At 75.6% G+C, this 15279-nt stretch carries 2 protein-coding genes; both read left to right on the forward strand.

Going from position 1 to position 15279, the window contains the following annotated elements; translation table 11 throughout:
* The coding region (locus UK12_RS29550; RefSeq protein ID WP_045306265.1) for a type I polyketide synthase at positions 1-9267 on the forward strand (9267 nt) is incomplete at its 5' end.
* Positions 9268-9286: 19 nt separating this feature from the next.
* The coding region (locus UK12_RS29555) for a type I polyketide synthase (protein ID WP_045306266.1) at positions 9287-15279 on the forward strand (5993 nt) is incomplete at its 3' end.

The raw sequence follows: 15279 nt of genomic DNA on the forward strand, positions 1-15279 counted from the left end.
CCGAGCCCGCACGTCAACTGGTCGGCGGGGGCGGTCGAACTGCTCACCGAGGGCAGGCCGTGGCCCGAGACCGGGCACCCGCGCCGGGCCGGGGTGTCCTCCTTCGGGGTCAGCGGCACCAACGCGCACGTCGTGCTGGAGCACGTCCCCGACCCGGACGAGACCGCCGACCCCGCCGGCACCGACGACAGCCAGCGGCCCGGCGCCGCCGGGATGCTGCCGTTCGTGCTGTCGGCGCGCGGCGAGCAGGCGCTCCGCGACCGGGCGGCGGACCTGCTCCCGCTGCTCGACGCCGAGGTCGAACTCGCCGACCTGGCCTACTCGCTGTCCACCACCCGGGCCGGCCTGCCCGACCGTGCCGCGATCGTCGCCGAGGACCGCGAGGAGCTGCGGACCGCGCTGACGGCGATCGCCGCCGGAACGGCCCCCACCGGCCTGGCGGGCCCCGGGAGGCTCGCCTTCCTGTTCACCGGCCAGGGCAGCCAGCGCCTCGCCATGGGGCGCGAACTCGCCGCCGCCTTCCCGGTGTTCGCGGACGCTCTGGAGGACGCCTGCGCCTACCTGGACATGCAGCTCGACCTGCCGCTGGGCGAGGTGCTGGCCGCGCCGGAGGGCTCGCCGGAGGCCGAGCTGCTGCACCGGACCGAGTACGCCCAGCCGGCCCTGTTCGCGATCGAGGTCGCCCTGTTCCGGCTCACCGAGAGCTGGGGCCTGAAGCCCGACTACCTGGCCGGGCACTCCATCGGCGAGCTCGCCGCCGCGCACGTGGCCGGGGTGCTCTCGCTGGAGGACGCCGCGATCCTGGTGGCCGCCCGGGGCCGGCTGATGCAGGCGCTCCCGGCCGGCGGCGCGATGGTCGCGGTGCAGGCGGCCGAGGTCGACGTGGTGCCGCTGCTCACCGCGCGGGTCGCCATCGCGGCGGTCAACGGGGCCACCTCGGTGGTGCTGTCCGGCGCCGAGGACGAGGTGCTGCGCATCGCCGGGGCACTGGCCGAGCAGGGGCACCGGACCAAGCGGCTGCGGGTCAGCCACGCCTTCCACTCGCCGCTGATGGAGCCGATGCTCGCGGAGTTCCGCCGGATCGCCCAGGTGCTGGACTACGCCAGGCCGAAGATCCCGATCGTGTCCACGGTGACCGGCGAGCTGTGCGCGGACGAGCTGGCCACGGCCGAGTACTGGGTCGGGCACGTCGCCGCGCAGGTGCGCTTCGCCGACGCCGTGCGCAGCCTGGAGGTCGCCGGAGTGCGGACCTTCCTGGAGGTCGGCCCGGACGGCGTGCTCTGTGCGATGGGCCAGGAGCGCGCCGAGGGCCCGGAGGCCGTCTTCGCCCCGCTGCTGCGCCGGGACCGGCCCGAGCCGCACCAGGCCGTCTCCGCGCTGGCCGCGGCGTACACGGCGGGTGTCCCGGTCGACTGGAGCCGCTTCCACGCCGGGCGCGGCGCCCGCCGGATCGACCTGCCGACCTACCCCTTCCAGCGCAGGCGGTTCTGGCTGGAGGCCGGCTCGGCCCGCTTCGACGTCTCCGACCTCGGCCAGCTCCCCGCCGCGCACCCGCTGCTGGGCGCGGTGGTGGCGGTCGGCGCCGACGGCGTGGTGCTGACCGGGCGCCTCTCGCTGCGGACCCAGCCCTGGCTGGCCGATCACGTCATCTCCGGACGGGTGCTCCTCCCCGGCACCGCGTTCATGGAACTGGCCGTGCGGGCCGCCGACCACGTGGGCGCCGGCACGGTCGAGGAGCTGACCCTGGGCGCCCCGCTGGTCCTGCCGCCGGACGGCGCCGTGGCGGTGCAGGTCGCGGTGGGCGAGCCGGAGGAGTCCGGGCACCGGCCGCTGACCATCCACTCCAGGCCGGACGGTACGGACGCCGGACAGTGGACCCTGCACGCCACGGGTGTGCTCGCGCCCGAGGCCGAGCCGCTGCCCGAGCGGCTGGACGCCTGGCCGCCGCAGGGAGCCGAGCCGCTCGACCTCACCGGTGTCTACGCCCGGCTGGCGGCCCAGGGCTACGGCTACGGCCCGGCCTTCCAGGGGCTGCGGGCGGCCTGGCGGCACGCCGGCGAGGTGTTCGCCGAGGTCGCCCTGCCCGACGAACTCTCCGCCGAGGCGGCCGAGTTCGGCCTGCACCCGGCGCTGCTCGACGCCGCCCTGCACGCCGCCGACCTGGACGCGGAGCCCGGCGGCGAGGTCCTGGTCCCGTTCGCCTGGACCGGCGTGTCGCTGCACGCGGTCGGCGCGTCCTTCGTGCGGGTACGGATCTCCCACCCGGGCAAGGACACCCTCGCGCTCCGGTTCGCGGACGCCACCGGCGCCCCGGTGGCCACCGTGCGGGGCCTGGTCTCCCGCCCGGTGCCGGACGCCGAACTGCTGTACACGGTGCGGCAGTCGCCGCTCGGCAGGCCGGCCGAGGCCGCACCGCTCCGGATCGCGGTGCTCGCGGGCGGTCTCGACCAGCTCCCCGAACCGGTGCCCGAGGTGGTCGTGCTCCGGGCCGCGCCGGGCGAGGACGAGCCGCCGGTCGCGGCCAGGGCCGCCGCCGGCGAGGTGCTGCGGGTCCTGCAGTCCTGGCTGGCCGACGAGCGCTTCGCCGACTCCCGGCTGGTGGTGGTCACCTCGACCGCGCTCGCCCAGGCGCCGGTCCGCGGCCTGGTGCGCTCGGCCCAGGCGGAGAACCCCGGACGCTTCGTCCTGCTGGCGCACGAGGGCGTCCCGTCCGACGCCGAGCTGAGCGCCGCACTGGCCACCGGTGAGCCCGAACTCTCCCTCTCCGACGGCGAGTTCATGGCGCCCAGGCTGGCGGTCCTGCCCGCCGGGTCGGCCGCCGCACCACAGTGGGGCACCGTCCTGATCACCGGGGGCACCGGCGGCCTCGGCGGCCTGCTGGCCCGGCACCTGGTCCGGGAGCACGGGGTGCGCCGGCTGGTGCTGGCCGGCCGCCGCGGCTCGGCGCCGGAGCTCCGGGCCGAGCTGACCGGACTGGGCGCCGAGGTGGTCGTCGCCGCCTGCGATGTGAGCGACCGCCGGTCGGTGGCCGCACTGCTGGCCGAGCACCCGGTCGACTCGGTGGTGCACGCCGCCGGCTCGGTGCACGACGGGGTGATCGGCTCGCTCACCGACGACCTGCTCGACGAGGTGTTCCGGGCCAAGGTGGACGGCGCCTGGCACCTGCACGAGCTCACCTCGGACCGGCCGCTGACCGCCTTCGTGCTGTTCTCCTCGCTCGCCGCCGTGCTCGACGGCGCGGGCCAGGGCAACTACGCGGCGGCCAACGCCTTCCTGGACGCACTGGCCGAGCACCGGGCGTCCCTCGGCCTGCCGGCCACCGCGCTGGCCTGGGGCCTGTGGACCGGCGAGGCCGGGATGGGCGCCGCGCTCGACGAGGCGACGCTGGCCCGGATCGCCCGGTACGGGCTGCCCGGACTGGGCGCGGAGCAGTCGCTGCGCCTGTTCGACGCCGCCGTCCGCACCGGCGAGGCCCGGGTGGTCCCGGTCGAGCTGGACGCCGCCGCCGTGCGCGACCGCTCCGACGGCATCCCCGCGCTGCTCAGCGGCCTGGTGCGGCCGGTCACCCGACGGGCGGTCGCCGCGCGGGAGTCCCGCAGCCTGACGGCCGACAGCGCCCTGGCCGCACTGCCCGCCGCCGAGCGGGAGCGCATGCTGCTGGAGCTGGTCCGCACCGAGGTGGCGGCGGTCCTGCGGCACGAGGGCTCGGCCGCGATCAGCCCGACCCGGGCGTTCACCGAGATCGGCTTCGACTCGCTCTCCGCCGTGGAGCTGCGCAACCGCCTGAACTCCGCGACCGGCCTGCGCCTGCCGGCCACCCTGGTGTTCGACTACCCGTCACCGAAGCTGCTCGCCGAGCACATCCGCGACACCCTGTTCGGCACCGTGGCCACCGGCCCGTCGGCGCCGGTGACGGCGCCCGTCGGTGCGGACGACCCGATCGTGATCGTCGGGATGAGCTGCCGCTACCCCGGTGGCGTCGGCTCGCCCGAGGACCTGTGGCGGCTGGTCGCCGACGGGGTCGACAGCATCGCGGAGTTCCCCGCCGACCGGGGCTGGGACACCGACGCGATCTACGACCCCGAGCCGGACAAGCCCGGGAGGACCTACTCCCGCGAGGGCGGATTCCTCTACGACGCACCGCAGTTCGACGCCGACTTCTTCGGCATCAGCCCGCGCGAGGCGGTCGCGATGGACCCGCAGCAGCGCCTGCTGCTGGAGGTCTCCTGGGAGGCGTTCGAGCGGGCCGGCATCGACCCGGCGGCGGTCCGGGGCACCAGCACCGGCGTGTTCGCCGGGGTGATGTACCACGACTACGGCAGCTGGCTCACCGACGCCCCCGAGGACGTCGCCGCCTACCTCGGCAACGGCAACCTCGGCAGTGTGGTCTCCGGACGGGTGGCCTACGCGCTCGGTCTCGAAGGGCCCGCGGTCACGGTGGACACCGCGTGCTCCTCCTCGCTGGTCACCCTGCACCTGGCGGCGCAGGCCCTGCGGGCCGGCGAGTGCTCGCTGGCGCTGGCCGGCGGGGTCACGGTGATGTCCACCCCCGACACCTTCATCGACTTCAGCCGCCAGCGCGGCCAGGCCGCCGACGGGCGCTGCAAGTCCTTCGCGGCCGCCGCGGACGGAACCGGCTGGGGCGAGGGCGTCGGTGTCCTCGTCCTGGAGCGGCTGTCGGACGCGCGGCGCAACGGCCACCAGGTGCTGGCCGTGGTCCGGGGCAGCGCGGTCAACCAGGACGGTGCCTCCAACGGACTGACCGCGCCGAACGGCCCGTCCCAGCAACGGGTGATCCGGCAGGCGCTGGCCGGCGCCGGGCTCTCGGCGGCCGACGTGGACGCGGTCGAGGCGCACGGCACCGGGACGACGCTGGGCGACCCGATCGAGGCGCAGGCCCTGCTCGCGACCTACGGTCAGGAGCGGGCGGGGGACCGGCCGCTGTGGCTGGGCTCGATCAAGTCGAACATCGGTCACACCCAGGCCGCCGCGGGCGTCGCCGGGGTGATCAAGATGGTGATGGCGATGCGCCACCGGGTGCTCCCGAAGACCCTGCACGTGGACGCGCCGTCGGACCAGGTGGACTGGACGGCGGGCGCGGTCTCCCTGCTCACCGAGTCCCGCCCCTGGGAGAGCGGCACCGGCCCGCGCCGGGCGGGGGTGTCCTCGTTCGGTATCAGCGGCACCAACGCGCACGTCATCCTGGAGGAGGCCGCCGCCCCCGAGGAGGCCGCGACCGCCGACGAGCCCCGCCCTCTCGACGAGTCCGCCGACCAGGCCCCGGCCCTGGTGGCGCTGCCGGTCTCGGCCCAGAGCCCCGAGGCCCTGGGCGCGCAGGCCGAGCGCCTGAAGTCGGTGCCGGACACCGCCCTGGCCGACCTGGGCCTCGCGCTGGCCACCACCCGCAGCGCGCACCGCCACCGCGCGGTGGTGCTGGCCGCCGACCGGGCCGAACTCGACACCGCGCTCACCGCACTGGCAGCCGGAACGGACGCCCCCGGCCTGGTCACCGGCACGGTCGCCGAAGGCGGTCTGGCGTTCCTGTTCTCCGGCCAGGGCTCCCAGCGCCTCAGTATGGGACACCAGTGGTACGAGACCTTCCCGGTCTACGCCGAGCACTTCGACCGCGCCGCCGCCCACCTGGACGGCGCGCTGGAGCGCCCGCTGGCCGAGGTGGTCTTCGGTCAGGACGCGGACCTGCTCGGCCAGACGGCCTACACCCAGGCCGCGCTGTTCGCGACCGAGGTGGCGCTGTTCCGGCTGCTGGAGTCGTTCGGGCTGCGCCCGGACCACCTGGCGGGCCACTCGATCGGCGAGCTCGCCGCCGCACACGTCAGCGGGGTCTGGTCGCTGGCGGACGCCGCGAAGGCGGTCGCCGCCCGGGGCCGGCTGATGCAGGCGCTGCCCGAGGGCGGCGCGATGGTGGCGGTGCAGGCCACCGAGGCCGAGGTGCTGCCGCTGCTGGACGAGCGGACGAGCATCGCGGCGGTCAACGGCCCCCGTGCCGTGGTGCTCTCCGGGGACACCGACGCGGTGCTCGAACTCGCGGCCCGCTTCGAGCGGTCCAAGCGGCTGACGGTGTCCCACGCCTTCCACTCGCCCCGGATGGACGCCATGCTGGCCGAGTTCGGCGAGGTCCTGTCCAAGCTCACCTTCGCCGACCCGGTGATCCCCCTCGTCTCCACCCTGACCGGCCGCCCGGCCGGTGCGGCCGAGCTGTGCACGCCCGAGTACTGGGTCCGGCACGTCCGGGAGACGGTGCGCTTCGCGGACGCCGTCGACGCCCTCGCGGCCCAGGGGGCCGGCACCTTCCTGGAACTCGGTCCGGACGCCGTGCTGACCGCACTCGGCCCGGACTGCGTCGCCGAGGACACGGACGCGGCCTTCGTCGCGGTCGCCCGCAAGAACAAGCCCGAGGTGCGGGAACTGCTCGGCGCGCTCGCCCGGGTCCACACCCGGGGCGCCGAGCTCGACTGGCCCGCGCTGTACGGCCCGCGCCCCGCGCGCCGGGTCGAGCTGCCCACCTACGCCTTCCAGCACCGGCGCTTCTGGCTCGACGTCCCGGCCGCCAGGGGCGACGCCGGCGGGTTCGGCCAGGCGGCGGTCGACCACCCGCTGGTGAGCGCGGAGATCCGGATGGCCGCCTCCGACGACGTGGTGCTGACCGGACGGGTCTCGCTCGCCACCCACCCGGTGCTCGCCGAGCACGCCGTGCTGGGCACGGTCCTGCTGCCGGGAACCGCCCTGGTCGATCTGGCGATCCGGGCCGGCGACCTGCTCGGGCTCCCGGTCCTGGACGAACTGACCCTCCAGGCCCCGCTGCTGCTGCCCGCGAAGGGCGCCGTACAGCTCCAGGTGCTCGCCGCCAGGAGCGGCGCGGTGCAGATCTTCTCCCGGCCCCAGGACGCGCCCGACGCCGACTGGACCACCAACGCGACCGGTCTGCTGACCGACCGCACCGGCGCACCGCCACAGCCGTACACCCAGTGGCCGCCGGCCGGCGCGACCGAGGTCGACGTCACCGGGCTCTACGACCGGATGCACACCGAGGGCTACGAGTACGGCCCGGTCTTCCGGGGCGTCCGGGCCGCCTGGCGGCGCGGCGACGAGGTCTTCGCCGAGCTCGACCTCCCCGCCGCCGAACGGCCGGAGGCCGCCCGCTTCGGCCTGCACCCCGCACTGCTCGACGCCGCCCTGCACGTCTCCTCGCTGCTCGACGGGGCGGAGCCGGCCGACGACGGCCGGGTGCTGCTCCCGTTCGCCTGGAACGGCGTCGCGCTGCACTCCGGCGGCGCCTCGGCGGCCCGGGTGCGGCTCGTGCGCCAGGACGCCGAGGGCCTGCGGATCGAGCTCTCGGACGGCACCGGGGCACCGATCGCCTCGGTCGACTCGTTCGTGACCCGCCCGGTCGCGGCCCACCAGCTCACCGCGCAGCAGGACTCGCTGTTCACCGTCGAGCTGACGCCCCGCCCTGACCTGGCGGCCGACGGCCCCGGCAGCCGGCAGTACGCCGTGCTCGGCACCGACGACCTCGGGCTCGGCCTGCCGACCCGGCCGGACCTGGCCGCCTTCGGCGACGCCGTGCCCGACGTGGTGCTGCTGCCGGTGCCGGCGGGCTCCGGCGACCTGCCGACCGCCGTCCGGTCCGCGCTGCACGCCGTGCTCGGCCCGGTCCAGGACTGGCTGGCCGAGGACCGGTACGCCAAGGCGACACTGGTCGTGCTCACCCGGGCCGGGCTGGCCGACGCCGCCGTACGGGGCCTGGTCCGCGCGGCCCAGGCCGAGGACCCGGGCCGGATCATCCTCGCCGACCTCGGCGAAGGACCGCTCGCGCTGCCGGCGCTGGCCGCCGCACTCGACTCGGGCGAACCCGAACTGGTGCTGCGCGGCGGCGAGATCCGGGTACCGCGCCTGACCAGGGTGCAGCAGCCGGAGACGGACGAGGCCGACCCGGACTGGGGCACCGTACTGATCACCGGCGGTACCGGCGGTCTGGGCGCGCTGATCGCCCGGCACCTGGTGACCGCCCACGGCGTCCGCCGACTGGTACTGGCCGGCCGCCGGGGCCCGCAGGCTCCCGGAGCGGCGGCGCTCCAGGCCGAGCTGGCCCACCTCGGCGCCCAGGCCGAGCTGGTCGCCTGTGACGTCGCCGACCGGGCGGCGCTCGCCGCACTGCTCGCCGAGCACCCGGTCGACAGCATCGTGCACACCGCCGGAGTCCTGGACGACGCCCTGATCGGCTCGCTGACCCCGGAGCGGATCGACACGGTGCTGCGGCCCAAGGCCGACGCCGCCTGGCACCTGCACGAGCTGACCAAGGACCGGGAGATCGCGCGGTTCGTGCTGTTCTCCTCGGCGGCGGGCACGCTGGACGCCACCGGACAGGGCAACTACGCGGCCGCCAACGTCTTCCTGGACGCGCTGGCCGAGCACCGGGCCGCGCTGGGCCTGCCGGCCACCGCACTGGCCTGGGGCCTGTGGGCCGGCACCGGCGGGATGGGCGGCCAGCTCGGCGAGGCCGACCTGCTGCGCATCGAACGCTCCGGCATCGGCGCGCTCGACCCGGCCGATGGGCTGGCGCTGTTCGACGCCGCGCTGCGGGCCGGGCACGCGACGCTGGTGCCGGCCCGGCTGGACCTGGCGGCGCTGCGCGAGCGGGGCGACGGCATCCCCGCCGTGCTGCGCCGGCTGGTCCGGCCCGCCGTCCGCCGCGAGGTACGCGGCGCCGCCGACAGCGCGTCGGCGTCGCTGGCCCAGCGGCTGGGCACGCTGCCCGCCGCCGACCGCGACCACGTGGTGCTGGACGCGGTCCGGGCGGAGGTCGCCGCCGTGCTCGGCCACGACGGCGTGGCCTCGGTCGAACCCAGGCGCGCCTTCTCCGAGTTGGGCTTCGACTCGCTCGCGGCGGTGGAGCTGCGCAACAGGCTGAACGCGGTGAGCGGGCTGCGCCTGCCGTCCACGCTGATCTTCGACTACGCCACCCCGGCGGCCCTGGCCGCCTTCCTGCTGGCCAAGCTGCTGCCGCAGCAGGCCGAGGGGGCGGCCGAGGAGGCGGACGACTCCCGGTTGCAGGACCTGCTGGCCGGGATTCCGGTGGCCCGGATCCGGGCGGCCGGTCTGCTGGAGCGCCTGCTGAAGCTGTCCGAACCGAAGCCGTCCGAACCAAGTGCACCGAGTGAGCCCGCGGGCGACCGGACCACGGCGATCAAGAGCATGGACATCGCCGACCTCATCCGCACCGCGCTCGACCGCAGCGACGCCAAGTAATCAGGGAGCGACACAGACCGTGGATACACCCGTCGAGCAGATAGTCGAGGCGCTGCGCGAGTCGTTGCTGGAGAACGAACGGCTGCGGCAGCACACCACGCGGATCGAGGCCGCGGCGCAGGAGCCGATCGCGATCGTGGCGATGAGCTGCCGCTACCCCGGGGGCGTCAGCTCGCCCGAACAGCTGTGGCAGCTGGTGGACCAGGGCGTCGACGCCGTCGGGGACTTCCCGGCGGACCGCGACTGGGACGTCGAGGGGCTGTACGACCCGGACCCGGACACGCCCGGCAGGACCCACGTCCGCGAGGGCGGATTCCTCTACGACGCACCGCAGTTCGACGCCGACTTCTTCGGCATCTCGCCGCGTGAGGCGATCGCGATGGACCCGCAGCAGCGCCTGCTGCTGGAGATCGCCTGGGAGGCGTTCGAGCGGGCCAACATCGACCCGCACAGCATGCACGGCAGCCGGACCGGGATCTTCGCCGGGGTGATGTACCACGACTACGGCAGCTGGCTGGCCGAGGTGCCCGAGGGCGTCGAGGGCTACCTCGGCAACGGCAACCTGGGCAGCGTCGCCTCCGGCCGGGTCTCCTACACGCTGGGTCTCGAGGGCCCGGCGGTCACCGTGGACACGGCCTGCTCGTCCTCGCTGGTCGCCCTGCACCTCGCGGTCCAGGCGCTCCGGCAGGGGGAGTGCTCCTACGCCCTGGCCGGCGGTGTGACCGTGATGTCCACCCCGGACACCTTCGTGGACTTCAGCCGCCAGCGCGGCCTCGCCGAGAACGGCCGCTGCAAGTCCTTCGCCGCGTCGGCGGACGGCACCGGCTGGGGCGAGGGCGCCGGGATGCTGCTGCTGGAGCGGCTCTCGGACGCCGAGCGCAACGGACACCGGGTGCTCGCCCTGGTCCGGGGCAGTGCGATCAACCAGGACGGCGCCTCCAACGGCCTGACCGCGCCCAACGGTCCGTCCCAGCAGCGGGTGATCCGCCAGGCGCTGGCCAACGCCCGGCTCACCGCGGACCAGGTGCACCTGGTCGAGGCGCACGGCACCGGCACCCCGCTCGGCGACCCGATCGAGGCGCAGGCCCTGCTCGCGACCTACGGGCAGGACCGCGCGGAGCCGCTCCGGCTCGGCTCGGTCAAGTCGAACATCGGCCACACCCAGGCGGCCGCCGGTGTGGCCGGTGTGATCAAGGCGGTGATGGCCATGCGGCACGGCCGGATGCCGAAGACGCTGCACCTCGATGCGCCCACACCGCAGGTGGACTGGACCGAGGGTGCGGTCGAACTGCTCGGCGAGGCACGGGAGTGGCCGCTGACCGGCGACGCCCGGCGGGCCGCCGTCTCCTCGTTCGGCATCAGCGGCACCAACGCCCACGTGATCCTCGAAGGCGTGCCGGAGCCCGAACTCCCCTCCGGCGGGGGCGAATCGACCGGGCCGCTGCCCCTGGTGCTCACCGGCAAGGGGGAGCAGGGGCTGGCGGCGCAGGCGCAGCGGCTGCTCGACCACCTCGACGGCGCGCCGCTCCCCGACCTCGCCCACACCCTGGCGACCTCGCGGGCGGCACTCGGCCACCGCGCGGTGGTGATCGGCGCGGACCGCTCCGCACTGGCTGCCGGGCTGACCGAGCTGGCCGCCGGCCGGGCCGCCGCCAACCTGGTCCAGGGCGCGGTGCGCGGCGAGTCCCGGGTCGCCTTCGTCTTCCCCGGCCAGGGCTCGCAGTGGGTCGGCATGGCGGCCGAACTGCTGGCGTCCTCACCGGTGTTCGCCGCCAGGATGGCCGAGTGCGCCGAGGCGCTGGCCCCCTTCGCGGACTGGGACCTGCTCGACACCATCCGCAGCTCGGCGCCGCTCGACCGGGTGGACGTGGTGCAGCCGGTGCTCTGGGCGGTCATGGTCTCGCTGGCGGAGCTGTGGCGCTCCCACGGCATCCGGCCGGCCGCCGTGATCGGGCACTCGCAGGGCGAGATCGCGGCGGCCGTCGTCGCCGGGGCGCTCTCCCTCGCCGACGGCGCCAAGGTGGTGGCCCTGCGCAGCGTGGCCATCGCCGACGAACTGTCCGCGCGCGGCGGGATGATGTCGGTGGCGCTGCCGGTGGAGCAGGTGCGGGAGCGGCTCGCCGGCTACGACGGCCGGGTCTCGGTGGCCGCCGTCAACGGGGCGGCCTCGGTGGTGCTCTCCGGCGACGCCGACGCGATCGGCGAGCTGGAGAAGCTGCTCAAGGCGGACGGCGTCCGCGCCAAGCGGCTGCCGGTGGACTACGCCTCGCACTCCGCCCAGGTCGAGACCATCCGCGAGCGGCTGCTGACCGAGCTGGCCGGGGTCGCCCCGCGCTCCGCCGAGGTGCCGTTCTACTCCACCGTGACCGGCGAGCTGTTCGACACCGGCGGCCTGGACGCCGACTACTGGTACACCAACCTGCGCCAGAGCGTGCTCTTCGACCGGACCACCCGGGTACTGCTGGCCGGCGGGTACGGCGTGTTCGTCGAGTGCAGCCCGCACCCGGTGCTGCTGCACAGCATCGAGGAGACGGCGGACGCGGCCGGCGCGGACGTGGTCGGCCTCGGCTCGCTGCGGCGCGACGACGGCGGCCCGGAGCGGTTCCTGGCCTCCCTGGCCGAGGCGTTCGTGCACGGGGTGCCGGTCGACTGGGCCACCGTCTTCGATGGGACGCCGGTACACAAGGTCGACCTGCCGACGTACGCCTTCCAGCGCGAGCGGTTCTGGCTCGGCAGCTCCCCGGCGGTCGGTGACGTGGCCGCGGCCGGTCTCGCCGCCGCCGGACACCCGCTGCTCGGTGCCTCGGTCACGGTCGCCGACGGCGGCGGCATGCTGTTCACCGGCCGGCTCTCCACCGGCACCGCCCCCTGGCTCGCCGACCACGCGGTGAACGGCACGGTGCTGCTGCCCGGCACCGCGTTCGTGGAGCTGGCCGTCAAGGCGGGCGACGAGGTCGGCTGCGGACGGGTGGCCGAACTGACCCTGGAGGTGCCGCTGCTGCTGCCCGAGCGCGGCGCGGTCCAGCTCCAGCTCCACCTCGGCGAGCCGGACGAGTCGGGCCGGCGCCCGCTGGCCGTGCACTCCCGCCCGGAGGGCAGCGACGGCGACTGGACGCGCAACGTGTCCGGCCTGCTGGAACCGGACACCGCGACGGCCGGGTTCGACCTCGCGGCCTGGCCCCCGGCCGGCGCGCAGCCGGTCCCGCTGGACGGCGTGTACGAGCGGCTGGCCGAGCAGGGCTACCACTACGGCCCCGCGTTCCAGGGCCTCCGGGCGGCCTGGCGGCGCGGCGAGGAGACCTTCGCCGAGGTCGAACTCCCGCTTGAGGCAGCACAGTTCGGGCTGCACCCGGCACTGTTCGACGCCGCCCTGCACGCTGCGGGGGTCGGCGAGGCCGAGCCGGGCCCCGCCAGGCTGCCGTTCGTCTGGAACGGCGTGTCGCTGTTCGCGGCGGGCGCCACCGCACTGCGGCTGCGGATCACCGGCACGGACTCCCTCACCCTCCAGCTCGCCGACACCACCGGCTCCCCGGTGGCCTCGGTGGACGGCCTGACCACCCGCGCCCTCGACGGCGGCGCGCTCGGCACCGCCGCGAACGCGGACGCCCTGTTCCGCCTCGACTGGCCGGTGCTGGCGGTGGACGGACCCGCCGTCGACCACGCGGTGCTCGGCGCGGGCGGTCTCGACGAGCTGGCCTCGGTGCCCGGCTTCGTGGTCCTCCCGCTGAGCGGGGCCGGGGACCCGGTCGGAGGGACCAGGGCCGCCGCCGACCGGGCGCTGGAGGCGGTGCGGCAGTGGCTGGACAGCGACCGGGTCGCCGCCTCCCGCCTGCTGGTGCTCACCAGGGGAGCCGTGGCGGTGGGCGCCGAGGGCGTCCAGGACCTGGCCGCGGCCGCCGTCTGGGGCCTGGTCCGCGCCGCACAGGGCGAGAACCCCGACCAGTTCGTCCTGCTGGACGCGGACCCGGACACCACCGTCGAGCAGGCCGTCGCGGCCGCGGCCGCCTCGGGCGAGCCGCAACTCGCCCTGCGGGGCGGCACGGTGCACGTCCCCCGGCTGGCCAGGAGCACGCCCGGCGGCTCGGCCCCCGCGTTCGCACCCGAGGGCACCGTACTGATCACCGGCGGCACCGGTGTGCTCGGCGGCCTGGTCGCCCGGCACCTGGTGAACGAACACGGCGTGCGCCGGCTGCTGCTGGCCGGCCGCAGCGGCGTGGCCCAGGACGACTTCGCCGACCTGGACGCGGAGGTGACCGTGGCCAAGTGCGACGCGGCCGACCGCGACCGGCTCGCCGAGCTGCTCGCCGCCGTACCGGCCGAGCACCCGCTGACCGCGGTCGTGCACCTGGCCGGTGCGCTGGACGACGGCCTGGCCACCGCGCTCACCCCCGAGCGGCTCGACGCGGTGCTGCGCCCCAAGGTGGACGCGGCCTGGCACCTGCACGAGCTCACCAGGGGCATGGACCTGGCCGCCTTCGTGCTGTTCTCCTCGGCGGCGGGCACCGTGGACGGCGCGGGGCAGTCCGGCTACGCGGCGGCCAACGCCTTCCTGGACGGCCTGGCCCACCACCGCCGGGCGCTCGGCCTGCCCGCCGTCTCGCTGGCCTGGGGCTTCTGGGAGCAGCGCACGGGGATGACCGCTCATCTGAGCGACGCCGACGTGGTGCGGATGGCGAGGTCGGGTGTCCGCCCGCTCGCCACCGCCGAGGGCCTCGGCCTGCTCGACCTGGCGCTGGCCTCGGACGAGGCACTGCTGCTGCCGATCGGCCTGGACCTGCCCGCGCTCCGCTCGGCGGGCACGGTGTCGCCGGTGCTGCGCGGCCTGGTGCGCCCGCCGGTCAGGCGGGCGGCCGCGGCGGCCGCGGCGGCGGGCACGGCGCTGGACCGGCTGGCCGCGCTGGCGCCGGCCGAGCGCGACGCGATGCTCTTCGAACTGGTCCGCACCCATGTCGCCGCGGTCCTCGGCCACGACTCGGACATGGTGCTCGATCCGCGCCGGGCGTTCCGCGAGTGGGGCTTCGACTCGCTGACGGCGGTGGAACTGCGCAACCGGCTCGGTCTCGCGGTCGGACTGCGGCTGCCGGCCACCCTGGTCTTCGACTACCCGGACTCGATCGCGCTGGTCGGCTACCTCAAGGCCGAGCTGTTCGGCTCGGACGAGCCGGTCGACGCCGCGTCGGCCGGCCCCCAGCCGGTCACCGACGACCCGATCGCGATCGTGGCGATGAGCTGCCGCTTCCCCGGCGGTGTCAGCACCCCGGAGGAGCTGTGGGAGCTGCTGGCGGACGGCGGTGACGGGATCTCGCGGTTCCCGGCGGACCGCGGCTGGGACGTCGAGGGGCTCTACGACCCGGAGCCGGGCAAGGCCGGCCGGTGCAGCACCCGCGAGGGTGGATTCCTGCACGACGCGGCCGACTTCGAGCCGGACTTCTTCGGCATCTCGCCGCGCGAGGCGATCGCGATGGACCCGCAGCAGCGGCTGCTGCTGGAGACCTCCTGGGAGGCGCTGGAGCGGGCCGGCATCGACCCGCACTCGGTGCGGGGCAGCCGGACGGGTGTCTTCACCGGCGTGATGTACCACGACTACGGCAGCAGGCTCGCCAACGCGCCGGAGGACGTACGGGACTACCTGGGCAACGGCAGCCTCGGCAGCGTGGCGTCCGGCCGGGTCGCCTACACCCTCGGCCTGGAGGGTCCCACCCTCAGCGTGGACACCGCGTGCTCCTCGTCGCTGGTCGCGCTGCACCTGGCGGCGCAGGCGCTGCGCAACGGCGAGTGCACGCTGGCCCTGGCCGGCGGTGTCTCGGTGATGTCCACCGTGGACACCTTCGTGGACTTCAGCAGGCAGCGGAACCTAGCGGCGGACGGCCGGGCGAAGTCCTTCGCGGACGGCGCGGACGGTACCGCGCTCTCCGAGGGTGCGGGGATGCTGCTGCTGGAGCGGCTGTCGGACGCGCGGCGCAACGGGCACGAGGTGCTGGCGGTGGTGCGTGGTTCGGCCGTCAACCAGGA

The sequence above is a fragment of the Saccharothrix sp. ST-888 genome (genome assembly GCF_000955975.1).
GTDB lineage: Bacteria > Actinomycetota > Actinomycetes > Streptomycetales > Streptomycetaceae > Kitasatospora.